20 protein-coding genes and 1 pseudogene are annotated in these 21,238 nt (G+C 65.8%); 12 read left to right on the top strand and 9 right to left on the bottom strand.

Annotated features, from left to right (window positions below):
- Positions 1 to 197: 197 nt before the first annotated feature.
- A complete protein-coding gene (locus tag IF803_RS10365; RefSeq protein WP_461192072.1) occupies positions 198 to 1,484 on the bottom strand; it encodes an HlyD family secretion protein in 1,287 nt (428 codons plus the stop codon).
- A 188-nt stretch (positions 1,485 to 1,672) separates the two neighbouring features.
- Here IF803_RS10365 and IF803_RS10370 point away from each other — a divergent pair, with 188 nt between their 5' ends.
- From IF803_RS10370 to IF803_RS10380, 3 genes are all read left to right on the top strand, one after another.
- Complete coding sequence (locus IF803_RS10370) at positions 1,673 to 2,317, top strand: TetR/AcrR family transcriptional regulator (protein WP_028342209.1); 645 nt, start codon at positions 1,673 to 1,675, stop codon at positions 2,315 to 2,317.
- Between the two features lie 147 nt (positions 2,318 to 2,464).
- On the top strand, positions 2,465 to 3,526 hold the full coding sequence (locus IF803_RS10375; RefSeq protein ID WP_461192073.1) for a helix-turn-helix transcriptional regulator: 1,062 nt from the start codon (positions 2,465 to 2,467) through the stop codon (positions 3,524 to 3,526).
- Positions 3,527 to 3,663: 137 nt separating this feature from the next.
- Positions 3,664 to 4,506, top strand: a complete 843-nt coding sequence (locus IF803_RS10380) for a GNAT family N-acetyltransferase (protein WP_461192074.1) — start codon at positions 3,664 to 3,666, stop codon at positions 4,504 to 4,506.
- A 436-nt stretch (positions 4,507 to 4,942) separates the two neighbouring features.
- Here the strand turns inward: IF803_RS10380 and IF803_RS10385 are convergent, their stop codons facing one another.
- Positions 4,943 to 7,615 (bottom strand): flavin-containing monooxygenase, encoded by a 2,673-nt coding sequence (locus tag IF803_RS10385; protein WP_461192075.1) that lies wholly within the window; start codon positions 7,613 to 7,615, stop codon positions 4,943 to 4,945.
- A gap of 397 nt (positions 7,616 to 8,012) precedes the next feature.
- Between IF803_RS10385 and IF803_RS10390 the strand changes: the two genes are divergently transcribed.
- Positions 8,013 to 8,501 (top strand): Twin-arginine translocation pathway signal, encoded by a 489-nt coding sequence (locus IF803_RS10390; RefSeq protein ID WP_461192076.1) that lies wholly within the window; start codon positions 8,013 to 8,015, stop codon positions 8,499 to 8,501.
- Positions 8,502 to 8,521: 20 nt separating this feature from the next.
- Positions 8,522 to 9,133 carry a ferric reductase-like transmembrane domain-containing protein gene (locus IF803_RS10395; protein ID WP_461192077.1) on the top strand — a complete coding sequence of 204 codons (612 nt, stop codon included), beginning with the start codon at positions 8,522 to 8,524 and terminating at the stop codon, positions 9,131 to 9,133.
- 122 nt (positions 9,134 to 9,255) lie between these two features.
- On the opposite strand, the gene IF803_RS10400 is transcribed toward IF803_RS10395, so the two are convergent.
- Positions 9,256 to 9,960, bottom strand: a complete 705-nt coding sequence (locus IF803_RS10400; RefSeq protein ID WP_461192078.1) for an SDR family oxidoreductase — start codon at positions 9,958 to 9,960, stop codon at positions 9,256 to 9,258.
- 140 nt (positions 9,961 to 10,100) lie between these two features.
- Here IF803_RS10400 and IF803_RS10405 point away from each other — a divergent pair, with 140 nt between their 5' ends.
- Entirely contained in the window at positions 10,101 to 10,919 is an 819-nt protein-coding gene (locus tag IF803_RS10405) for an ABC transporter substrate-binding protein (protein ID WP_461192079.1), read from the top strand.
- On the opposite strand, the gene IF803_RS10410 is transcribed toward IF803_RS10405, so the two are convergent.
- From IF803_RS10410 to IF803_RS10420, 3 genes are all read right to left on the bottom strand, one after another.
- A complete protein-coding gene (locus IF803_RS10410) occupies positions 10,893 to 11,591 on the bottom strand; it encodes an ABC transporter permease (protein WP_461192080.1) in 699 nt (232 codons plus the stop codon). The two genes, IF803_RS10405 and IF803_RS10410, sit on opposite strands and share 27 nt — an antisense overlap.
- A 75-nt stretch (positions 11,592 to 11,666) precedes the next feature.
- Positions 11,667 to 12,044, bottom strand: coding sequence for a response regulator (locus IF803_RS10415; RefSeq protein WP_016845813.1), 378 nt, complete (start codon positions 12,042 to 12,044; stop codon positions 11,667 to 11,669).
- A gap of 113 nt (positions 12,045 to 12,157) precedes the next feature.
- On the bottom strand, positions 12,158 to 13,393 hold the full coding sequence (locus IF803_RS10420; protein ID WP_461192081.1) for an extensin-like domain-containing protein: 1,236 nt from the start codon (positions 13,391 to 13,393) through the stop codon (positions 12,158 to 12,160).
- A gap of 721 nt (positions 13,394 to 14,114) precedes the next feature.
- Between IF803_RS10420 and IF803_RS10425 the strand changes: the two are divergent.
- The 6 genes and pseudogenes from IF803_RS10425 to IF803_RS10450 all read left to right on the top strand — a co-directional run.
- Positions 14,115 to 14,333 (top strand): annotated as a pseudogene (locus IF803_RS10425) (DUF2147 domain-containing protein); the annotation flags it as partial.
- Between the two features lie 152 nt (positions 14,334 to 14,485).
- Positions 14,486 to 15,595, top strand: a complete 1,110-nt coding sequence (locus tag IF803_RS10430) for a helix-turn-helix domain-containing protein (protein ID WP_461192082.1) — start codon at positions 14,486 to 14,488, stop codon at positions 15,593 to 15,595.
- A gap of 92 nt (positions 15,596 to 15,687) precedes the next feature.
- On the top strand, positions 15,688 to 16,506 hold the full coding sequence (locus IF803_RS10435) for a CPBP family intramembrane glutamic endopeptidase (protein WP_461192083.1): 819 nt from the start codon (positions 15,688 to 15,690) through the stop codon (positions 16,504 to 16,506).
- 40 nt (positions 16,507 to 16,546) lie between these two features.
- Positions 16,547 to 17,161: an inner membrane-spanning protein YciB gene (locus tag IF803_RS10440; RefSeq protein WP_461192084.1), complete on the top strand. Its 615-nt coding sequence runs from the start codon at positions 16,547 to 16,549 to the stop codon at positions 17,159 to 17,161.
- 141 nt (positions 17,162 to 17,302) lie between these two features.
- Complete coding sequence (locus IF803_RS10445) at positions 17,303 to 17,629, top strand: hypothetical protein (protein WP_304496465.1); 327 nt, start codon at positions 17,303 to 17,305, stop codon at positions 17,627 to 17,629.
- 159 nt (positions 17,630 to 17,788) lie between these two features.
- A complete protein-coding gene (locus IF803_RS10450) occupies positions 17,789 to 19,315 on the top strand; it encodes a FecR family protein (protein WP_461192085.1) in 1,527 nt (508 codons plus the stop codon).
- A gap of 92 nt (positions 19,316 to 19,407) precedes the next feature.
- Here the strand turns inward: IF803_RS10450 and IF803_RS10455 are convergent, their stop codons facing one another.
- The 3 genes from IF803_RS10455 to IF803_RS10465 all read right to left on the bottom strand — a co-directional run bounded on the left by IF803_RS10455 (position 19,408) and on the right by IF803_RS10465 (position 21,147).
- Positions 19,408 to 20,235 (bottom strand): class I SAM-dependent methyltransferase, encoded by an 828-nt coding sequence (locus IF803_RS10455; RefSeq protein ID WP_461192086.1) that lies wholly within the window; start codon positions 20,233 to 20,235, stop codon positions 19,408 to 19,410.
- A gap of 117 nt (positions 20,236 to 20,352) precedes the next feature.
- Entirely contained in the window at positions 20,353 to 20,763 is a 411-nt protein-coding gene (locus IF803_RS10460; RefSeq protein ID WP_461192087.1) for a hypothetical protein, read from the bottom strand.
- Between the two features lie 78 nt (positions 20,764 to 20,841).
- A complete protein-coding gene (locus IF803_RS10465) occupies positions 20,842 to 21,147 on the bottom strand; it encodes a nickel-binding protein (protein ID WP_028332582.1) in 306 nt (101 codons plus the stop codon).
- Positions 21,148 to 21,238: the final 91 nt, after the last annotated feature.

Here is a 21,238-nt window from a genome sequence, read left to right on the forward strand (position 1 = left end):
CTTCCTAACACCTCTCCCCGTTGGGGAGAGGTCGCGCCGAAGGCGCGGGTGAGGGGCCGCAGGTCCCACGAGAGGCCGGAACCCCTCACCCGGATTGCATCTGGCGATGCAATCCGACCTCTCCCACAAGGGGCGAGGTGGACAGTTGATGCGGCAATTCTCCGATCAGACGTCATATGCCGCCTGCTCTCAAGACATCACTGCGGATGGATCATCATCGGCGCGTCGAGATCGGTTTCGGCGTCGGCGTCCGCCGCGCCCTCGCGGGTGTCGACGGTGGTGTAGACCGACATGCCGGCGCGCAAGAGGCCCTGCTTGGCGACGCTGGCAGGCACGCGGATGCGGACCGGCAGGCGCTGCACGATCTTGGTGAAGTTGCCGGTGGCGTTGTCGGGCGGCAGCAGCGTGAACACCGAGCCCGCCGCCGGCGAAATGCTGTCGACGAGGCCGGTGAACTTGCGGAAGCCGTAGGCGTCGACCTTGATCGTCACCCGCTGTCCGGTGCGGATGCGCTTGAGCTGGGTCTCTTTATAGTTGGCGTCGATGAAGACGCCTTCGAGCGGCACCACGTTGCCGAGCCGCTGGCCGACATTGATATAGTCGCCGGCGTTGACCAGACGGTTGGAGAAAGTGCCGTCGACCGGCGCGCGGACATTGGTGAATTCGAGATCGCGCTCGGCCTTGGCGAGCTGGGTCTGCAGTTCGGCGAGCTGGGCGCGGGCCTCGGCCTGCTGCGCCTTGGTCACCTCGACATTGTCCTTGGCGGCATCATAGGCCGCCTGCGCGGATCGCACGCTGGCCGCGCCCTGGTCGCGGCCGGCCTCCGAGACTTCGAAGGTGGCGCGCGAGGCAAAACCCTTGGTGCTGAGCGCCTGCTGGCGATCGAAATCGAGATCGGCGCGCTTCAGGCCGGCTTGCGCCGACACGAGTTGCGCCTGCGCCTGCTCGACCGAACTCACCGCCGCCGCAACCTGGCGGCCGATGCGCTCGATCGTCGCCTGCTGGGTCGCGATCCGGGTACGCGCGGCGTCGACCGCGATACGGTAGTCGCCGTCATCGATCCGGAAGATCACGTCGCCCGCGCGCACCAGCGCGTTGTCGCCGGGCAGGATCGCCGCGATATGCCCCGCGACGCGCGCGCCGAGCATTGTGTTGTTGGCGCGGACATAGGCATCGTCGGTCGAGACGTAGAAGCGCCCGACCATCAGGTAATAGGCGGCATAGCTTGCTGCGGCGAGCGCGAGCAGGCCGACCACGCCCATCATCACGAATTTGCGCTTGCCGGATTTCGGCGCGGGCGCCGCAGCGGGCGAAGCCGCCGGCTGCTCGGGCGCAGACGCGGGCGGCGCCTCCGCGGGACGCTTGGCTTCATCAGCACGGCTCTGCTCGCCGATATCGGCGGATGCATCGCGCGCGATCGCGTCCTCGGCCATCTCAGGCTCGGAACGAACAATGCGTGCAGCCTGGTCCCGTGCTGCGGCCATAGCCGAGGCTCCCCACAAAAATTCTTGACGCGCGCGATGGCGGAATAAGGGCCGTGCGGCGCATCGTCACTCCTGAGATACCATTGACCGAACGGTTCGGTCAATCTATATTCCGCCTGTTAGATTATAAAGCTTCGATTCTTCCCTTTCCTACTCTGGGTTGAGTTCTTTCCCGAGAAGCTAAATCAATGGTTGCAGCGCCCCGAACCTCCCTCCAGTCCGTCGGCGAGGAGGAATCGTCGAAACGCCGCCAGATCCTGGACGGCGCCCGCAAGGTGTTCCTGGAGCTCGGCTTTGACGGCGCGAGCATGGGCGAGATCGCGCGCGCCGCCGGCGTCTCCAAAGGCACACTCTACGTCTATTTCCCCGACAAGGCCGGGCTGTTCGCGGCGATCGTCGAGGAGGAAAAGCTCGAGCAGGGCAAGGTCGTCTTCAATTTCGATCCGGCGCGCGACGTCGACACCACCCTTCCCGAATTCGGCCGCGCCTATGTCGCGGTGTTGTGCCGGCCCGGCGGCGGCTCGGCGATCCGCACCGTGATGGCGATCGCCGAGCGGATGCCCGAGCTCGGCAGCCGGTTCTACACCCACGTCATCGCCCACACCGTCGACCGCTTCGCCGCCTATCTCGAGGCGCGCGCCGCGCTCGGCGAGCTCGTGATCGACGACTACCAGCTCGCGGCCTGGCAGTTCATGCAGATGTGCCAGGCGACGCTGTTCCAGGCGTTCATCTTCCAGGCCAGGCCGTCGCCCTCGCCGGAGCGGATCGCAACCGTCGTCGACAGCGCGACGCGCGTGTTCTTCGCGGCGTACCGGCCGAAGCAGGCGGATTGATCCCCGGCCGTCGCAAGACCGGCGAGTGACGATCCAATCCGACTATTTCTTTTGGAAGGACCGCAACTTGGCGCTTGTCGCGCGACGCCACCTCGCGCGACAATTCCCTGCATGAACGGGGATATCGACCCAGACCAAATGTCCAGCGTGATGGCGCGGCTGGGGGACGCAGTGGTCGACCCGACGGCGTGGACCGACATCATGACGTCGATCTGCGAAGTGGTGGGCGCAACCGGCGCCGTGCTACTGCAAAGCGACGTGCGGACACCGGACGTGCCGCGCACGGCGTCGACCGAAGAGATGGTGCAGCTCTACTTCGCACACAACTGGCATGAGCAGGATTCGCGCGCTCCAGGCGTTCCGCGAGCAATGGCCGGCGAAGTGATCACCGATCAGGACTTGCTGACGCCCGAGCAGATCCGGTCGGATCCGATGTACAATGAGGTGCTGTATCCGTTCGGCTTCAAATGGTTCGCCGGCATCGGCTTCTGGGCCGACAGCGCACCGTGGGTGCTGACGTTGCAGCGCACCGGACAGGAGGGACTTTTCGAGACACGCGAGACGCGGCTACTGGCGCAGCTGGGGCCGCGCCTGACAGAGACAGCGACACTGTCGACCGTGGTCGGCCGCATCGCGCTCGCCTCCATGACCGGTATCCTCGATCGGGTGCGGCAGCCGGCCGCCGTACTCGACCGCGCCGGCCTCGTGATCGATCACAACGCAGCCGCCGATGCCGGCTTCGATGCGGACATCAGGATCAGGGATCGCCGGCTGATCGTGCGCGACAGAGCGGCACAGGCGCGGTTTGATCAAGTCGTCGATCTGATCCGCGCCGCACCCGAGCGCGCGGCGCTGCCAATCGAGCCAATCCTGATCCGCCGTACGCACAAGGGTCCGGTGGTCTTGCGCGTGTTGCCGGTCGACGGTGCGGCACGCAACGTCTTCCTCGGCGCGCGGGCGATGCTGGTCTTCGTCAATCTGACGCCACGCGCGATGCCCGAGCCCGGCTTGATCGCGCAGGCATTCGACCTCACGCCGGCAGAAGCGCGGCTGGTGGCGCTGCTCGCGGGCGGCCTCTCGATCGCCGACGCGGCCGAACGGCTCGGGATCGTTCGTGACACGGCACGCAACCAGTTGAAGTCGGCCTTCGCCAAAACCGGCACGCACCGCCAGCCCGAACTGGTCAGCCTCGTCCTGCAGATCGCCTGAGCATGGCGCCGCACCTTGCGCGGTCCCTGCGGCCTCATCAGCTTGAAGGACCCACACTCTTTAGGCCCCCAAGGGGGATTGTTCTCCCGCCGTCGATGTGCACGATCAATAACACCGGCGCGAAGAGATCATGGGCCATGAACGAGATCATCATACGCACGATGCAGCCCGACGAGATCGCGCTCGCGATCGACTGGGCCGCCGCGGAGGGATGGAATCCCGGTCTCGCCGATGCGCCCTGCTTTGCCGCCGAAGACCCGCAGGGCTTCTTCATCGGCGAGCTCGATGGCGAGCCTGCCGCGGTGATCTCCTGCGTCAATTACGGCGCGCAATTTTCCTTTCTGGGCTTCTACATCGTGCGCCCGGATCTGCGCGGCCGCGGCCACGGCCTGAAGATCTGGAACGCGGCCATCGCGCATGCGCGCCCGCGCGTGATCGGGCTCGATGGCGTGGTGGCGCAGCAGGCGAACTACCAGAAGTCCGGCTTCGCGCTCGCTTACGCCAATGTGCGCTATGGCGGCACTGTCGCCGCACCATCCGCGCCGAGCGACGGCACCGTCGCGCTGACCGATCTGCCGATGGCGCTGATCGAGGCGGATGATGCCACGGTGTTTCCCGCACCGCGGCCGGCATTCCTGCGTGCCTGGATCAACACGTCGGGACATGTCGGGCGCGCGCTGATACGCGACGGCAGGCTGGCCGGCTGGGGCGTGATCCGCCCGTGCCGGACCGGCCGCAAGATCGGCCCGCTGGTGGCCGACGACCGCACCGGTGCCAAGACCATCCTGTCGGCCTTGCTCGCGAGCGCAGGCGGCGGCGAGATCTTCCTCGACGTCCCCGCGATCAACCGCGACGCCGTCGCCTTGGCGCAAGACCTCGGGCTGTCACCGGTGTTCGAGACCGCGCGGATGTATACCGGCGCGATCCCGCCATTGCGGATTGATCGCGTGTTCGGCGTCACGACGTTCGAGCTCGGTTAGAGCGTTTTCGAGCGAAGTGGACACCGGTTCGCGTGAAGAAAACGCGTCAAAACAAGAATCTAGAGCTTCGGTTCTGATTCAATCAGAACCGAAGCTCTAGAGCGAGATGTCGCCAGGTTGAAAGGTCTCGCGGCAGACTGTTGCACCTCCCCCGCAAGCGCAGGGCTATCGCATATGGCTATTGGCCATAACGACGTGGAAACCTCGGTTACAGAAGCACGCAAATGCCATATGCACGCTGGGGCGAGCGTGCGTCTGCACGATTTCGGGATATTAGAAATATATCCGTGAGTTGCCCGACGTGTCAAGTGGCTTGGTCGAACGCCTGCCACCGCCGGCTCCTTTGCATGGGGTTGTTTTCGATATTTTCGCAACGCGCCTCCCCCGCAAGTGCCTGCAAGCGGGAGAGGGAGCGCGGCTGCAATTCAAACTCGATCTAGTTCGCCGCCGCGTTGACCTCCGGCGCGGCGACGTTGTCCTGCTCGACCTCCTCGGGCAGGCCGGCGAAGCGCCGCAGCGCCTTCGCCATCTTCACGCGGCCGGCAACGCCGGTGATGATGACGTCGACCATCACGAACGACGAGTGGAAGTGGCCCTGCGCCTTGAGCTGCTCGACCTTGACGCCGGCCTTGGCGAGCGCGTCGCCATAGGCGATGCCCTCGTCGCGCAGCGGGTCGAACTCGCTGGTCGCGATGAATGCCGGCGGCAGGCCTTCGAGCTTGCCGCGCAGCGGCGCGACGCGCGGGTCGGTGCGATCGGCCGGCGAGCAGTACAGGTCCCAGAACCAGTACATCAGCCCGCGGGTCAGGAAGTAACCGGCCGCGTTGTCGACATAGGACGGCCGGTCGAATGTGGAGTCGGTGACCGGACAGATCAGGAGCTGGCCCGCGATCTCGGGCCCGCCGCGATCACGCGCGAGCTGGCAGGTGACGGCCGCGATGTTGCCGCCGGCGCTCCAGCCGGCGACCAGCAGCGGCCCTGCCCTGCCGCCGAGCTCGGCGGTGTGGGCCGCGATCCAGCGCGTCGCTGCAAAACCGTCCTCGGCCGCGGCCGGGAAGCGATGCTCGGGCGCATGGCGATAGCCGACGCTGACGATGATCATGCCGGTGCGCCGGCACAGGTCGCGGCAGAACGGATCGTCCGACATCTCGTCGCCGAGCACCCAGCCGCCGCCGTGGAAATACACCACGATCGGATGCGGCCCCGGCGTCGCCGGCCGGTAGAGCTTGTACGGCAGCGGACCATCCGCGCCTTGCAGCATGCCGCTGCCGACCTCGCCGACCGGGCGGCCGGCAGGACGGCCCTTGTTGAACTCGGTGAGGAAGTCGCGCGCGCCCTGCGCCCCCATCGTCTCGAGCGGCGGCAGGTTCATCTCGCCGAGTAGATTCAGCACCAGCCGCACGTCCGGCTGCAGGCGCACGATCTCGCCGTCATTGCATTGCTCGGCAACGCCGGGACCCGAGAGCTTGAAGCCGAGCATGCCGCGGCCGACCACCTCGTTGCAGATGCTGCGATACGGGCCGACGCCGCCGGTATAAGGCATCACGCCCTGCGGCTTGCCGGGCACGTTGGCGCCTGTGTACCAGGTGTTGGCGAGCCGATGCAGCGTCAGCGTCGCGCAATCGGCCATGTGGCGTTCCCAGCCGGCCTGCGCGGTGTCGGTTGCTTCCATCGTGGTGAAGCCGGCGTCGCGCAGCGCGGCGATGCGGTCGACCACCCAGTCGACATGCTGCTCGATCGAGACCGCCATGTTCGAGAGCACCGACGGGCTGCCGGGACCGGTGATCATGAACAGATTGGGGAAGCCCGCGACGGTGACGCCGAGATAGGTCTGCGGTCCGTGCGCCCAGACATCCGACAACGACTTGCCGCCACGGCCGGAGATCGGATGCACCGCCATGATCGCGCCGGTCATGGCGTCGAAGCCGGTGGCGAACACGATGACGTCGACGTCGAACTTGCGTCCGTTGGTGAAGATGCCGCTGGTGGTGATCGCCTCGATCGGCTCCTGCCGCAGGTTCACCAGCGTCACGTTCGGACGGTTGTAGGTCGCGTAGTAGTTGGTATCGAGGCAGGGACGCTTGGCGCCGAACGGATGATCGTGCGGGGCGAGCGCCGCCGCCGTCTCCGGATCCTTAACCACGGCGCCGATCTTCTCGCGGATCAGATCGGCAACCAGTCTGTTACCATCGACATCGACCGCCTGGTCGGCCCAGAGCTGGGTCAGGATGTGGACGAGGTCGCCCGCCGCCCACGCCTTCTCGAACCGCTCGCGGCGTTCGGCGTCGCTCAATTGCCAGCTCACCACGGTCTGCTGCGGATAGGGCACGCCGGCCATCGACTGGCGCGCCTGCTCGCGATAGGCGGCGCGGTCGCTCTCGAAATACGTCTTGCGATCCTCCGGCGCCGGGCCGTTGCCCGCAGGCAATGCGAAGTTCGGCGTGCGCTGGAACACGGTGAGTTGCGCGGCCTGCTCGGCGATCAAGGGAATCGACTGAATGCCCGACGATCCGGTACCGATCACGGCAACGCGCTTGCCCTTGAGATCGACGCCCTGATGCGGCCAGCGGCCGGTGAAATAGATCTCACCCTTGAAATCCTTGACGCCGTCGATCTCCGGCGGCTTCGGCGACGACAGGCAGCCGGTCGCCATGATGTAGTAGCGGCACGAGACGTTGGCGCCGTTGTTGGTCGAGATCAGCCAGCGTGAAGTCGCATCATCCCAGGTCGCCTTCGTGACCTTGGTACCGAACCTGATGTCGCGACGCAGATCGTAGCGGTCGGCGACGAAGCCGAGATAGCGCAGGATTTCCGGCTGGGTGGCGTATTTCTCCGACCAGGTCCAGGCCTGATCGAGCTCGGGATCGAAGGTGTAGCTGTAGTCGATGGTCTGGATGTCGCAGCGCGCGCCGGGATAACGATTCCAGTACCAGGTGCCGCCGACATCGGCACCCTCTTCGAGCGCGACCGCCGAGAAGCCCGCCTTGCGCAACCGATGCAGCAGGTAAAGTCCGGCGAAGCCGGCGCCGACCACCGCAACGTCGACCTGCTGCGTGGTTCCGCTCTGCGTGGAGTCTGAAGCGCGTGCTGCAACTGCTGCGTCTGGCATGCCATTCCTCCCGTATGTTTTGATTTGACGGAAGGCTAGCCCTGCGTTTTCAGTTTGTCATCACGACAAACGCAATCAGAGGTCGCCGCAATTATGACGCGCGCGGCCTGGAGCGCGCCGCGCAGCGCGTAGACGCAAGTGGTGTTGCTGCGGGCCCGGGCACATGGCGGAAGGTCGACGCCGCATTCCATCACCGCGCGCGAACCGACGCAATCCCACCGCACCGCATATGCGGAGGCATCAATTTGCCTCGCCAATGACGCGGGTCGAGCGGCCGGCACGCCCATTCACAACTCTGCGACCTGTCGCGCCCTTCGCGTCCCTCAGCTGGGCACCTCGCGGCTGTTGTTGTAGCTTGGACGGAGCAATTGCACGGTCGCCAGGAGGAAGAATCCACATGACCACCGTCGTGTTCAACCGTCGCATCCTGCTCGCCGCTGGCGGCTCCGCCCTGGCAACCGGGGTTGCCGGGCTCCTGCTACCCGTCCGCGCTGAAGGCCTCGCACCGACTGACTCGATGGCGGGCGGGTCGAACAACTACCGCAAGGGTGCGCCGATCGTGGATCGGATCGGCAAAGGCGGCTTCTGGATGAGCGGCACCGTACGCCGCGCCGGCGACGGGGCTCCGCTCGCCGGGCAGCGCATCCAGATTTGGGCGCACACGACCGAAGGGCAGGAGCACGAGCCGCAGAGCCACGGCGCCACGCTTACCGACAAGGACGGGGTGTTCCGTCTCGAGATCCCGCAGATCATTCCGATCTTCGGCCAACCGCATGGTCACCTCGCCTATGACAGCGGTGAATTCAAAACCGTCTTTCTGCGTCCCGTGATGCGGAGCGCAAAAGATACCAGCCTTGAGGCGCATTTCGTGCTTCAACCGGCCTGACCGGGTTGGGATCAAACAGGATGAGATTGGCCCGGGCGACCCTGATCTGGGCCGCCCTTGTGGCCGCCGTTTGCGTGCCGATCGCCGCGGCAGCAGCGAGCCCACTGCTCGCATGGCGCGGTCCGGTCTACATCCTGGCGGGATTCGCAGGGATTATCGCGCTGGGTCTTGCGCTCGTTCAGCCCTTGCTGATTGGCGGATACTTGCCGGGACTGGCCGCTTATCGCGGACGGCGAGCACACCACTGGATTGGAGGCGCGCTGGTCGCGGCGGTGGTGATCCATGTCGCCGGCCTTTGGATCACCAGTCCGCCGGACATGATCGACGCCCTGCTCTTCTCATCGCCGACGCCGTTCTCCCCGTGGGGTGTGATCGCCATGTGGGCCATCTTCGCCGTCGCGCTGTTGGCGGCACTGCGCCGGCGATTGCGACTGCGACCGCGAACATGGCGCCTTGCCCATATGTCGCTGGCGGTGGTCATCGTCGCCGGCAGCGCGATCCATGCCATTCTGGTCGAGGGGACGATGGAGACGGTGTCGAAGGCTGCGCTGTGCGCACTGGTGCTGGGCGCGAGCATAAAGGTCATGGCTGACTTGCGGGTATGGCGAAAGCGCGCGACGTCGCGCACTTAGCGATCTTGCGCCGTTTCTTGGATTGCGCCGCAACACCCTTCCGGGCCATCATCTTCTACACCCTGGGCGGCGATTTCAGCGCGACGCCGGCTAGCTTCACGTTCCGGTCGCTCGGCAAGTCCTCAAATCGACCGCATCAATCCGCCATCGACGCGGATGTTCTGGCCGGTGATGTAGCCCGCGCCGTCGGAGACGAGGAAGCTGATGGTTGCGGCAATCTCTTCCGCCTTGCCGTAGCGCTTCATCGGCACGCTGTCGCGGCGCTCGTCGGTTGCCGGCAGGCTGTCGATCCAGCCCGGCAGCACATTGTTCATGCGCACATTGCTGGCCGCGTAGCTGTCGGTGAACAGTTTTGTGAACGCGGCGAGCCCGGCGCGGAACACCGCCGAGGTCGGAAACATCGCGCTCGGCTCGAACGCCCAGGCGGTGGAGATGTTGACGATCGCGCCCGACTTCTGCGCCTGCATGTGAGGCGCGACGAGACGCGTCGGGCGGATCACGTTCATCAGATAGACGTCGAGACCGGTGTGCCACTGCTCGTCGGTCAGCTCGAGCACACCCGCGCGCGGGCCGTGGCCGGCGCTGTTGACCAGCGCATCGATGCGGCCCCAGCGCGCCATCACGCCGTCGACGGCGCGCATCAGATCATCGTTGGAACGGTTCGAACCGGTGAAGCCGAGGCCGCCGAGTTCGGCCGCCAGGGCTTCGCCCTTGCCCGACGACGACAGGATCGCAACGCGGAAGCCATCGGCCGCGAGGCGCCGCGCCGCCGCCGCTCCCATGCCGCTGCCGCCTGCGGTAACGAGCGCGACCTTCTCTGCTGCCATGATCCGATATCCTTTCTTCATGCTTCGTTCGGGGCGACCCTAGCACCGCCGATCGCAGCGCGCGACATCGCGCCTGCTTTGCGTCACCGGACGAAATGCGGCAAGGTGACCGACATCATTCTCCGGTACGCAGTATTCACATGATATCGTTCGTTCGAAACCTCCTCATCGCCGCCGCGCTGTTGTTCGCCGGTCCCACGCTCGCGCAGCCCCGGTCCATCATCGTGGCCTCGACGACATCGACCGAGCAGTCCGGCTTGTTCGGCTATCTGCTGCCGCGCTTCTCGGAGGCCTCGGGCATTGCCGTGAAGGTGGTCGCCGTCGGCACCGGACAGGCGCTCGACATCGGACGGCGCGGCGACGCCGACGTCGTGTTCGTGCATGATCGCGTGGCCGAGGAGAAATTCCTGGCCGAGGGCTTTGCGACCAGGCGATATGACGTCATGTACAACGATTTCGTCATCGTCGGCCCGAAGGCCGATCCGGCGCATATCGCCGGCGACAAGGATGTCGCGGACGCCCTGCGCAAGATCGCCGCGACCAAATCGGCCTTCATCTCGCGTGGCGACCACTCCGGCACGCACGAGGCCGAGCTGCGACTCTGGAAAGCGGCCGGCGTCGATCTCGGCTCAGCAAAGGGCGAGTGGTATCGCGAGATCGGCCAGGGCATGGGTCCGGCGCTCAACATGGCGTCGGCGTCGAATGCCTATGTGCTGTCCGACCGCGGCACCTGGCTGTCGTTCAAGAATCGCGGCGAGCTCGCCGTGCTGACCGAAGGCGACCGGCGGCTGTTCAATCAATACGGCGTGATGCTGGTCAATCCGGCGAAGCATCCGACGGTGAAGGCCGCGGACGGCCAGGCCTTCATCGACTGGCTGGTCTCGCAGGCCGGGCAGTCGGCCATCGCCGGCTACAAGGTCGGCGGCGAGCAGCTATTTTTCCCCAACGCCGCGCACTAGCAGAAACGCGATCGTGCTGACGCTGACGCTCAGCGCAAGCAGGATCACGCCGAGCCCGAGGCCGAGCGCCAGCTCGCCCTTGCTGGTCTCGAGCGCGATCGCGGTCGTCATCGTTCGCGTATAGCCGCTGATATTGCCGCCCACGATGATGATGGCGCCGACCTCCGCGATGGCGCGGCCGAACGCGGCGAGGAATGCGGTGAGCAGCGAGGCGCGGCCGAGCGAGAACACCAGCGCAAGGCTGCGCAGACGGGACAGGCCGTCGGTGCGGATCAGGTCGGCATATTCCGCCCACAGCAGCGCGACCGGACGATGCACCAGCGCAACCACGATCGGCGTCGCCAGGATGACCTGCGCCACCACCATCGCCGTCGGCGTGAACAACAGCCCGGCGAAACCCAGCGGTCCGGATCGCGACAGCAGAAGGTAAAGCCCGAGGCCGACCACGACCGGCGGCAGGCCGAGACAGGCATTGGCGAGCACGATCACCACCTGCCGTCCGCGAAATCTCGATATCGCAAGCCAGCCGCCGACCGGCGCGCCGATCAGCAGCGCGAGCAAGCTCGCCAGCAGGCTGACACGCAACGACAATGCGACGATCCCAAGCAGGACCGGATCGCGACCGGCTATCAGGGAAGCTGCCGCCGTGATCGACTGTGCGAAGTCATTCATGCCGGCCTGGAAGACACGTTTGCCCCGTACAACCTCCGCATCGCCGATTTCGCGGGGGCGATCAATCGCTGAGGCCTACGCGGCATTCTCGAGCAGCTTCGCCACGGCCGCAACCAGTTCATCGGGCGAGAACGGCTTGTTCAGCAGCACGCTGTCCGGCACGCCCCTGGTCGGCCACTCGTCGCCGCCGCCGCCGGTGATGTAGAGCACCGGGAATGACGGGTCGATCTCGCGGGCGCCGCGCGCCACACGCCAGCCGTCGAGCCGGCCGAGCAGGCGAATGTCGGTGACCAGTGCTGAGTATTTGGTGCGGAACGCCTTCAGCAGCGTCAGGGCTTCCTCGCCCGAACCTGCGATCGCCGGCTCATAGCCGCCGTCCCTCAGGGCGTCCTCCACCATCATCTGAAGATCACGATCGTCTTCGATGACGAGAATGATCGGCGCGTCTTGCAAAGTTATCCCCCAAACAATCGGCCGGGTGCGCCCGACTCAGCGAGCATATGCAACAAAAGTGGCTACCGTTTGCACGGTGTCACCCAGTAAAAATACGGGTATCAGACGCGCCCCTATTCGTCGGCGAATTCGTCTTCTTCGTTGACCCCCGCCTTACCCCGCGGGGCCGGCTTTCTGCCGCCGAGCGATCCTGTGACATACGGCTCGCGCGTTGCATAGGGGTTACGTCCGCCGGCACGCGCCGCGACCTCCTCACCGGAGACGGCGGCGGGCTGGCAGATCAGGCGCCGGCTGGCCCGGCGCATCAGATCCACATGGATGTGGTCGTAGTGATAGACGTTGGACCCCGGCGCCAGCACCGTGGTGAATTGCTGGCAGGCGGCGGCCTGGACGTCGCGCAGAAAGCCCTGCTCTTCCGGCAGGCCCTTCCAGCCATCCTTCACGGTGATGCGGCGCCCGTCGGCCAGCGTGAAGGCTGCGATGTCGAGCGCATTGCCGAAGGCGTGCTCGGAAATATGCGCGTGCGAATTGCCGTTCATGCCGCGGCAGGAATAGGCCGAGATCTGCTTGATCTCGACGACGCGCGCGCCGAACCAGCGCTGCGCCGCCGGCTGCACGGAATCGGCGAGCCAGCGCTCGAGCACCGAGACAATCGGACACGCCAGCGTTGCCGCCGGCTTCACTGCGACCGGGCCGACCGTCACCACCGAATTGCCGCTCGAGGGACCGAGCCGCGGCGGCGCTGGCGCGCCGGGCGGCTGCTGGGAATACGGTGCCGGTGAATAGGGCGCGGCGGCGCTGTCGCGCTGCGGATTGGAGGGCAGGCCCGGATAATAAGGTCGCTCGCCTCTGGCGTCGGGCGAGCCATCCGGCGGCAAATCGATCTCGTCCTGCTGCTGCGGAACGCCGGGCGCCGACAGCGAGACCGGCCCATTCTGACGGCTGCCATAGCTCGGCTCATTACCATAGCTCGGCTGGCCGACGGCCTGATTGGAATACGGCGCCTGCGCGGGCGGCGGAGACGGCTGGCGGTTGATCGGCCAGCGCGGCTGATTGCCGACTGATGCCGGCGGCCGCAGGCTGTCGTCGGCAAATCCGTAAGCTGAACTGGCTTCACCGAGCGCGGCGACCTTGAGCGGGAACTCGGCGCCGCAGACGCCGGGACCGGAGATTGGATCAATGCGGACGAGGTCGGCGCTCTCCTTGACCGCGCCCGACTTCAGGCATGCGGCCTCGGCCTCGGCCCGCCACGGTTCGCGCTCGGCGGTCTGAAACAGACCGCGACCGCAACCAGCAAGCGACACAAGGACAAGGGAGCCGACGAGATACAAACGAACTCCACGCGTCATGGCGCGGAGGTTCTGCGAATTTGATTAAAGACTCTTCAACGCATTTCGATGCGTTGTTTTCAGCTGTCCTTAACCATGCGGCGGAACCCGAGGGACTGCGATCGTGTCGCGTCGCGCGCGTCCTCCAGCGGCGCTTCGCAGCATACCGCTGCGGAGTGGGATGAAGGCCTTCGTTCCCCTTGGCGATTGAGGATGCGTCGGCGCTTCGACATCGCGTGCCGGCAATCTCCATCAGCTCAAGGTAGTGACCAAACATAGTGCGCGATGATCCGCCCCAACCGAAATATCGAAAGCAACCCCATGCAAAGTAGCATCCAACCCGGGGCGGTGGACAACATCGGGACCGGTGACACGTCGACACTCGCGATGCTTCAGAATATATTTGCGCGCACTTCAACCACTTGATTTGGCGTCCGTTTGCCGCACACCGCAATGCGGCATCGCCCCGGAACTGAAGGCCCGACAGCACGGCTGACTTTTTCGGCCGGGAACCAGTTGCTAGCCTCGGCGTTAATGCGGGCAGCGTTGTGAACCGAGGGAGCTTCCCCAATGGATTTCGCGAGTCCTCTGCTGAGCAAGCTGAGCATTGTGGCCGCGTACATCGCGTTAGCCTTCGTCGGCGCCATTATTCTCGGCGTGTTCTAGACCATTCGACAGGCCATGAGTGTTTGGCGCCCGGCGGCCGCCCCCGCCGGGCGCTTTGCTGTTTGCGTCGGCCATCTGCGGCGCCAATCTCTGCGGCTATTCGGTCAAAAGCAACGAGCGCATCCTGATCAACATGAAGCCCGACGGCAGCAAGTGGAGCGGCCGCATCCACGATCCCGATTCCGGCCGCAACTATGACTCGACGATCGCGATGAAGGGCCCGAATGCGATGCGCGTGCAGGGCTGTGCCTTCGGCATGTTCTGCGGCGGCCAGACCTGGAAGCGGGTCAGCTAGGTCTGACATTTCCGGATTGCTCTGAGGTCCGCCGGCCGCGCCAACGGCAAGCGGACATAAGATTTTTACCCACCGGCGGTCGCTTCATGTGGATCGCCGGGCGCGCTATAAGAGCTGTGTCGAGGTGGAATTGAACCTGCGGGCGGCTTGCGATGGCGATGACGGCTCTTGAACTCGGCCTCCGCGGCGCGGTGGTCGCGCTGTTCCTGGTGGTTTGCGCGGTGCTGCTGCTGCGTTACGCAGCGGTGCATCGCGCCGCGTATCTTGGTGCCGCGATGGGCGTCGCCGGCGCAGCCTATGCGGTTTCGACCGCACCGTTCTTTCCCACGTCGACATTCGGCTGGAGCTCTCCGTTCGTCGCCTTCGCGATGGGCTCGCCGGTGATTTTCTGGCTATGGGCGCGTGCGATGTTCGACGAGCGGTTTACCCTGCGGCCCTGGCATGCGGCCGTATGGACGCTGCTCGCCGTCCTTGGCGTTGTGAGCCACAATTGCTGGACGATCTGGCCCGATCTCGCCCGGACCTGCGGCCGCGTGCTAGCGCTGGCGACGATCGCCTTCGCCGGGCTCGGGATCGCGCAAATTGCGAAGGGATGGCGTATCGCCGTGACCACGGCGCGCGGCCGGATCCTGATCGCACTGGTGATCGGCATCGGCCTCCAGATGACCCTTGCAGCCATGGCAGGGCTGGCCGCAATTCCGACCCGGTCCATCGGCCTGAGCGGCGCACTCGGCCTTGGTGCATTCGCGCTGATGTCGATCTGGACGATGCTGTTCGATCCGCCCGAGAGCCAGCCGGCGATTGCCGACGCGAGCTCCGGCGGCCCGGCCGGCCGGGCGTCCGGATCGTCAGAACCCAACGGCCCATCGCCTCAGGACCGCGCGTCGCTCAATCGCCTCAACCATCTGATGACGACCGAACGCGCCTATCGGCAGGAAGGGCTGACCATCGGCCTGTTGGCGGCGCGGCTCGGCATGCCGGAATACCGGCTGCGTACATTGATCAATGACGGACTCGGCCACCGCAACTTCAATGCCTTCCTCAACCGCTATCGGCTCGACGAGGCCAAGGCGGCGCTCGCCAATGCCGGCCAAGCCGAGGTGCCGGTGCTGACAATCGCGCTCGACGCCGGATTCCAGTCGCTGGCGCCGTTCAACCGCGCCTTCAAGGCGGACACCGGGCTGACGCCGAGCGAGTTTCGCCGACGGGCGGCGGGCGGGCAAAACGTGGATGGCAACGCGGAAATCTTCCGTTCGAACTGACTTTTCGCTCCTCGATTTTGAAAATCGATAGGCTAGCGGCAGCTGAATCGCGCTAGCTGGGCCACGACGCTTGGCTTTTCCGGGCATCGCAGATGAACGAGATCATGTCCGACCGCCCACCCGCGCCGATCGAATCCACCGCCTTCCAAGTCGGTGCGGCCACGCCCGGTTGGCGCGAGGGAATTGTTGTTCTCGCAATGGTCCTGGCGCCCGTCGGATTGGCGATCATCCTGACCACAGCAGCCGGATTCGCGCTCGCAGGCTGGCAGATCGTCCGTGGCCTGCCCGTTGACATGCCGACACGAGCCGAGTTTCAGCTCCTTGGCATGGCCTTCTATGTCGCCGGAAGTTGGATTAGCGTGACAGCGGCGTGGCTCTGGTCGTCGCGCCGGGGATTGCGCCGTAACGTATTCATCTTTCGCGGACTGACTTGGCCTGCCCTGGCCGCGAGCCTGGCGGGGTTCGTGATCGCGATGTACAGCGCGCCCATTGCGACACACTGGTTGTCGGATATCGCCGGTGGCGATGGTCTGGGGAAAGCGCGGATCGACTTCCATGGTGCGCATGCAACCGCAATTTACATCCTGCTGTTTGTGATGACTGCTCCACTATGCGAGGAGATCCTCTATCGCGGGCTGCTGGTCGCCTGGCTTCGTCGCGCAGGCTTCGGCGATCCGACGATCTGGCTGACAGGCAGCCTGCTGTTCGGAGCCAATCACATCCTCCCGCTCGGTCTCGTCTGGGGCACCGTCATGGTTGGGTTCGGCGCGATCCTTTTCGCGATCCGCCTGCGATACAGCTCCCTCACTCCGGCGTGGCTCACCCACTTCCTGTTCAACGCACAGCCAGTCCTGATCCTGCCGCTGATCAAACGGATCGCACCTGCAATACATCCCGGCATTTTCTCTTGATCGTCATGCGGCAGCGAACAAAAGCGGAGCTTAACCAAGGATGAAGCACTTCCTTACCGCGGCAAGGCTATTGGCCCTCGATCTCGCCTCGACCCTTGTCTTTCTGGTTCTGTTCCTGCTGACGCACAACACCGCGCTTGCGGTCGGCCTCGGCATCGCGTTCGGCGTCGTGCAGATCGGCGTCCAGATGGTGCGCGGCAAGCGGATCGACACCATGGAGTGGCTCAGCCTGTTCCTGGTCGTCGCCGCCGGCACCGCCACGCTGCTGACCCATGACCCGCGCTTCGTGCTGTTCAAGCCGAGCGTGATCTACGCGATCGTCGGCGTCGTGATGCTGAAGCCCGGCTGGCTCAACCGCTACCTGCCCGAGATCGCACAGAAGGTCGTGCCCGATGTCGCCGTCAAGGTCGGCTATGCCTGGGCCGCCCTGATGTTCGCCTCCGCCGCGGTGAACGCCATCGTCGCGCTGACCTGCGAGATCACGACATGGGCCGTCGTGATGCCGATCTTCGGCATCGTGAGCAAGATCGTGGTGTTCCTCGGCGGCTTTGCCGCGCTCCGCCTCACCGCAAGGCGCCGCATCCGCGCCATGCCGGAGGCCCAGCGCGAGGCCGTGCTCGCGCTCGAAGGGGCACCGGCGCCCGCGGCGCCGTAACCCCCGATCGGGATGCGGTTGACGAAACAAACGGCCCGCGCGACGAAACCATTTTGCCCTGGCGACGAAGAATTGCCGAAACCAAGCCTGCCTAGTGATGGCCTCGACAACGCGCTGCTTCGGCGCGATCACAAGGGGGACATGATGGCTTTCACCGCTTCCGCACTTCGTCACGGCAAACTGCTGGCGGCGACCGCGTTCACGCTCGGTCTGCTGAGCTCGGCGTCCTATGCCTACACCGACGAGCAGCAGCAGATGTGCACCAGCGACGCCATGCGGCTGTGCAGCTCGGAAATTCCCGATGTCGATCGCGTCACCGCCTGCATGATCCGCCAGCGCGCGCTGCTCAGCGACGGCTGCAAGGCGGTGTTCCACTACGTGCCGCCGGCGGCTGCGCAACCCGCGAGCTACGCGCCCGCGACCAAGCCGGCGAAACCGCTCAATATCACTCCTCACAAGCGCGGCTAAACAAAACCCCAACAGCGACCAGGCACCGCGCTTCCGGCAACGGAGCGCGGTGCTTGATCGTTTCGGTTCGTCATGACAACAAGGCGGGACCGTTCATCCGGCATTCAGCCTGACGCGGCTCAATTGCCGTGCCCACTGCCTCCCCGGGAATCGATGGTGATGCGCCGCAGCTTTCTCTTTGCGCTTCTGCTTGGCGCCGGCGTCACGATCGGTTGGCAACCAACGGCCAATGCCGCGCCGGACCTGCCGCAGCTCGCACAGGCGCAGCCTGCACAGGCGCCCGCCCCGGCGCCGAGTCCGACGCCAGCTACGCCTGCTCCTGCAACACCCGCGCCTGCAACGCCGGCGCCGGCCGCGAATGCGCAGCCCGCGGCGCCGGAGCCAATCGGCAACGTGGCAACACTGACAGGAGCCGCGACCGTCACGCGCAACAACACGGCGACGCCGCTGCAGATCCGCGACGACATCTTTGCCAATGACGAGGTCGCGACATCAGCGACCTCCTCGCTCGGCATCACCTTCAACGACGGCACCACCTTCAACCTGCGCGCCAATGCCAGGATCACGATCGACAATTATGTCTATGAGGACGGCGGCCAGCAGAACAGTGCGCTGTTCAACGTTACCAAGGGAACGGCGGCCTTCGTCGCCGCCGCGGTCGCCAAGACCGGCGACATGAAGATCTCGACCCCGACCGCGACGCTCGGCATCCGCGGCACCACCGGCCTCGTCGAGGTGCCCGAAGGCGCCACCGCGACCAGCAGGAATGTCGGCATCAAGCTCTATCCCGACGCCGACGGACATGTCGGCCGCATCGAGGTCAACGACCACAGCGGCGCTTCGCTCGGCGTGCTGACGCGCGGCGCGAGCGGCTTTGCGATTCGTCCGGGCACCGGCGGCGCCCGCTTCGCCGCGGTGCCGCTGACGATCTCGCCGCAACAGATCACACGCGACCAGGGCTTTGTGCGCCAGGTCCATAGCGCGCAGACGCTCGGCCGTCAGGTCGTGACCGAGCAGCGCGACTTCCGCCGCGCCAATCCCGATTTCCGCAGGGCCAATCCGGCCGCGCCCTATCCGAACCGCGGCCAGCCGGTGCAGCCGAACCCGCAGCGGCAGAACGGCCTGCCGGGCCAGAACCGCAACGCCCCGCAGCAGCCGGGTCAGCAGAACCGTCCCGGCCAGCAACCGGGCACGCCTGGCCGGCAAGGCTCGCAGCAGCCCGGCACGCAGCAGCAACGCGGCGCACAGCATGCGCTGCCCGGCCAACCCGGCGGCGCGACGCTGCCGCACGCGCCCGGCGTCCAAACGCCAGCCGGACAACAGCCAACGCGCCAAGCCCCCACGCAGGAGCCCGCGCGCCAAGGCGGCGCGACGCAACCCGGCGGACAACAATCGCCGGCACGGCAAGGCGGCCTGCAGCCCGGCCGCACGCAGGCCCCGGGCGGCGTGCGCCAGCCAGGACCACCAGCGGCCCAACCGGGTCCATCGGGCGCGCCGCGCCAAGGCACCGCGCAGCCTGTGCCGCAAGCGCCCGGCCAGACGCGACCCGGCATCCAGCAGGCCGTACCGGGCGTGCGTCCGGGCATGCAACGGCCCGCGGTGCAGGCGCGTCCAGGCTTCCAGCAACGGCGCGCGCCGCCTCCGCCGCGCGGCGCGAAGCCTCCGCCCAGGGACAAGCGTCAGTAACCGAGCGATCGCATCAATGTCGATCAAACGTGCGAATGGCGCCGGCGAGAACGCCGGCGCCACGCGCAGATCGACCAATGGCGAGCGGCAGATCAGCCGCGTCTGGTGATCACAGCCTCCAGATATTCGCCCGGGATCACCAGCGTGCCGTCCCTGGCGATATTGAACTGGTCCATCAGGCCGAACATGTCGGCAGCGAGCAATTGCTGCTTGACCGGATCGATCGCCCCGAATGCCTTCAGCACCGGACCGTAATAGGTGCGGAAGATCTCGAGGAAATGCTCGCGCGACCTGTAACGGAAATTGAAGTGCCTGCGCTTGGCATCGAGCGTCGCCTGCGCGCCGAACAAGGCGCCAAGATGCGCCTCGGTGCCCCACAGCGCGGGAGATTTCACGCCCGGCGCCGGCGGCACATATTTGCCGATGGTCTTGAATACCTGGCCGATGAACCCTTCCGGCGTCCAGCTCGCAAGTCCGATCTTGCCGCCGATGCGGCAGACGCGGCGCAATTCGTTCGCGGCCTGCTGTTGATCGGCGGTGAACATGACACCGAAGGTCGACAGCACGACGTCGAAGCTGGCGTCGGCAAACGGCAGCTTCTCCGCGTCTGCTTCCTGGAACGTGACGGGCAGACGCTCCGCGGCCGCCCGCTCGCGGCCGCGCTCGAGCAACGCCGCGACGTAGTCGGTCGAGACCACGTCGGCAAAGCACCGTGCCGCGGCCAGCGTCGCATTGCCGTTGCCGGCGGCGACGTCGAGCACCATTTGATTGCTGCGCAGGTCGACCGCCTCGCAGAGCATCTCGCCGACGATCTGGAGCGTGGTGCCGACGATCGCGTAGTCGCCCGAACTCCAGGTGGCTTGCTGGCGCGCCTTGACGGCGGCGAGATCGATGGCCGGCATTTCGGTCTGAACGTTCATGTGCATCTCCTTTGAAAATGTGATGCGGCTCGTGGCGAGGCCGCCGGCCTCGCCGAGAGTCCGCGAGTTGCGCCAAAAAGGCGTCGAGCAGTGCAATGACTTCAAATGTGCTGCGCGCTACGTGCGGCGGTCGAGCAGAACCGGGATGGTCGATGCGGCAACTATGCTCCAATCCGAGCGATGCCTGCAGCCGTGGCTGCTACGCTGAGTCGAAGCAGCCTGCTGCGCCGGAGCTGCACGATGCTCCCGAACGACAGGCTCCTCCGCTCTGGTGAACAAGGGCGAGGACAAACCCGCGATCACCAGCCCGAGCAGTACGCTTCGCACGACCGGCCCCGAGCAGCGGCTGCCGGCGCCCTTCGGCTGACGGCCGCCGGCCTCGCGCGGCATCAGGCGACTGGCCTGCCGCTCGCGATGTGCGAGCATGCCTGCGACCGATTGATTGACGATCCGGCGGATCCGCAAAAGCAGGAAGGAAAAATGCCTTCGTACCGGACTTGAAATGGATTCCATGAATGAAATCGACATAATCGTTTCCTTGATCGAAGTGTGATGGCGTCCCGGATCAGGTTTGGCCGGGATACGCCATGCGACGCCGCGCAGGCGTCATTCGGCTGCAATGGGCGGTTGGACCGGATCACCACGCACGACCACGGTTGCCGCCACCTTGTAGAATTCCTCGCCCGGCATGCCGACGCAGCGCGCATGCTCCCGGATCGAGTCACCGTCCCGCGCCTCGTATATGCAGAATGTGCCGATGCGACCATCCGCCTCATGCACCACATAGCTGCGGATCCAGCGGACGCGGTCCGGCATCTGCTCGTCGCCGATCCTGGCGGACGTTGCGCCGGCGAGTTCCAGCTCGCTCATGTTCGCCCAGGCGCTCGGACGGCGAATGACATAGAGTTCCATCGAAATCTCCTCGGTTGCAATTATTGAACGGCAGGCGCTCATGGCGAGCCATGATGAGCTATAGACGCCGTCGATGCCGAATGTCCTTACC

The organism is Bradyrhizobium sp. UFLA06-06, from assembly GCF_054820065.1.

Bases quoted from the DNA above. Each gene is read 5' to 3' on its own strand.
- IF803_RS10365 (WP_461192072.1), bottom strand. From the start codon at position 1,484: ATGGCCGCAGCACGGGACCAGGCTGCACGCATTGTTCGTTCCGAGCCT.
- IF803_RS10370 (WP_028342209.1), top strand. From the start codon at position 1,673: ATGGTTGCAGCGCCCCGAACCTCCCTCCAGTCCGTCGGCGAGGAGGAA.
- IF803_RS10380 (WP_461192074.1), top strand. From the start codon at position 3,664: ATGAACGAGATCATCATACGCACGATGCAGCCCGACGAGATCGCGCTC.
- IF803_RS10385 (WP_461192075.1), bottom strand. From the start codon at position 7,615: ATGCCAGACGCAGCAGTTGCAGCACGCGCTTCAGACTCCACGCAGAGC.
- IF803_RS10390 (WP_461192076.1), top strand. From the start codon at position 8,013: ATGACCACCGTCGTGTTCAACCGTCGCATCCTGCTCGCCGCTGGCGGC.
- IF803_RS10395 (WP_461192077.1), top strand. From the start codon at position 8,522: ATGAGATTGGCCCGGGCGACCCTGATCTGGGCCGCCCTTGTGGCCGCC.
- IF803_RS10400 (WP_461192078.1), bottom strand. From the start codon at position 9,960: ATGGCAGCAGAGAAGGTCGCGCTCGTTACCGCAGGCGGCAGCGGCATG.
- IF803_RS10405 (WP_461192079.1), top strand. From the start codon at position 10,101: ATGATATCGTTCGTTCGAAACCTCCTCATCGCCGCCGCGCTGTTGTTC.
- IF803_RS10410 (WP_461192080.1), bottom strand. From the start codon at position 11,591: ATGAATGACTTCGCACAGTCGATCACGGCGGCAGCTTCCCTGATAGCC.
- IF803_RS10420 (WP_461192081.1), bottom strand. From the start codon at position 13,393: ATGACGCGTGGAGTTCGTTTGTATCTCGTCGGCTCCCTTGTCCTTGTG.
- IF803_RS10430 (WP_461192082.1), top strand. From the start codon at position 14,486: ATGGCGATGACGGCTCTTGAACTCGGCCTCCGCGGCGCGGTGGTCGCG.
- IF803_RS10435 (WP_461192083.1), top strand. From the start codon at position 15,688: ATGAACGAGATCATGTCCGACCGCCCACCCGCGCCGATCGAATCCACC.
- IF803_RS10440 (WP_461192084.1), top strand. From the start codon at position 16,547: ATGAAGCACTTCCTTACCGCGGCAAGGCTATTGGCCCTCGATCTCGCC.
- IF803_RS10445 (WP_304496465.1), top strand. From the start codon at position 17,303: ATGATGGCTTTCACCGCTTCCGCACTTCGTCACGGCAAACTGCTGGCG.
- IF803_RS10450 (WP_461192085.1), top strand. From the start codon at position 17,789: ATGCGCCGCAGCTTTCTCTTTGCGCTTCTGCTTGGCGCCGGCGTCACG.
- IF803_RS10455 (WP_461192086.1), bottom strand. From the start codon at position 20,235: ATGAACGTTCAGACCGAAATGCCGGCCATCGATCTCGCCGCCGTCAAG.
- IF803_RS10460 (WP_461192087.1), bottom strand. From the start codon at position 20,763: ATGTCGATTTCATTCATGGAATCCATTTCAAGTCCGGTACGAAGGCAT.
- IF803_RS10465 (WP_028332582.1), bottom strand. From the start codon at position 21,147: ATGGAACTCTATGTCATTCGCCGTCCGAGCGCCTGGGCGAACATGAGC.